This is a genomic window from Methylobacterium planeticum (genome assembly GCF_008806345.1).
In the GTDB taxonomy this organism is placed as follows: domain Bacteria; phylum Pseudomonadota; class Alphaproteobacteria; order Rhizobiales; family Beijerinckiaceae; genus Methylobacterium; species Methylobacterium planeticum.
On sequence record NZ_VZZJ01000073.1, the window covers coordinates 1 to 1,198 of the forward strand.

A 1,198-nucleotide genomic window follows, 5' to 3' on the forward strand; every position below is an offset into this window, starting at 1 on the left:
TGCCTGGCGGGCAGCGGCGGGCGACTGGAAGCCGAGCCGCTCGATGAGCCAGGTGGTGTTGTAGGTTTCGCGGAAGGCAAGCAGCGCCTGGCGCAAGGCCTCCAGGGTGTCGAAGCTCTGCACCCAGAGCAGGTTCTCCTTCAGCGTGCGGATGAAGCGCTCGGCGCAGCCATTTCCCTCGGGAGCTCGCACGAAAGCGGGCGAACTCTCCGCCCCCAAGAAGGTCAGCTCAGCCTGGAAATCGTGAGCCATGTAGCAGCTGCCGTGATCGTGCCGGATGGCGAGCCCGCGCGCCGCGTCCTGGGCGAAGGCACCGAAATGGCGGCGGATGCCCTGACGCAGCGGCTCCAACGCCTCGAAGCGGGTGCCGCGCCGGGCCGCATGGATGCCGACGCACTCGGCGTTGTGATGATCGATGGCGATGAACACCGCGACCTGTCCTTCGCCCGTCCAGGTCGTGGTCATGTCCGTCCCCCACATCGTGTCCAGCGCCTCGGGGATGATGGTGCCGTCGTGGTTACGCGGTCCCCGGGGAGATCCGACGCGGGAGGGCGCGAGCAGATCATGCTCGCGCATCAGCCGCAGCACGCGCTGTTTGGAGGTGCGCACGCCAGCCACCCGCAGCCGCGCCCAGACCTTGCGGTGGCCCTCACCGTGAAACGGGCTGGCGGCGAGGACGCCGCGGATGCGCTCCACCAGGGCTGCATCCGGCATCGGTCCGATCGGTCCAGGCCGCCGGGCGCGCGGCTGGGCGGGATGCCGCTGGCGATAGACGCTGGCGCGGGCAGTCCGCCAGACCCGGCAGACCCGCGCAAGACCGTAGGGCCTGCCGCGGCTCGGCGAGCAGGTCCGGCTCATGGCTTCCACCTCCGCCGCGCTAAAGGGCGGCCGCTCTCCAGAGCTGCGATCTTGGCCTCCAGAAGCTCGCGCTCCAACAGCATCTCGCCGAGCTTGGCCTTCAGACGGGCGCTCTCCAGCGCCTCGCCGTTGGTTGCGCGGGTCGCCAGGTTGGCCTCGCCCCCGGACAGAAAGGCATCGCGCCAGCCGCTCAAGGTCGCTGCCGTGACCCCCAGCTCGCGAGAGACCGTCTCCAGGTCCTCACCGCGCACGAGCCGCAGCACCGCATCGCGCTTACGCTGCCGGGACATCCGGCCACCGCGCCCCGGACCTGCCGCCGCTACCGTCGTTGTCTCTGTCG

General features: G+C 70.3%; 1 pseudogene. It reads right to left on the bottom strand.

The window, feature by feature from the left end:
• Nucleotides 1-1,198 (bottom strand): annotated as a pseudogene (locus F6X51_RS27585) (IS3 family transposase); the annotation flags it as partial.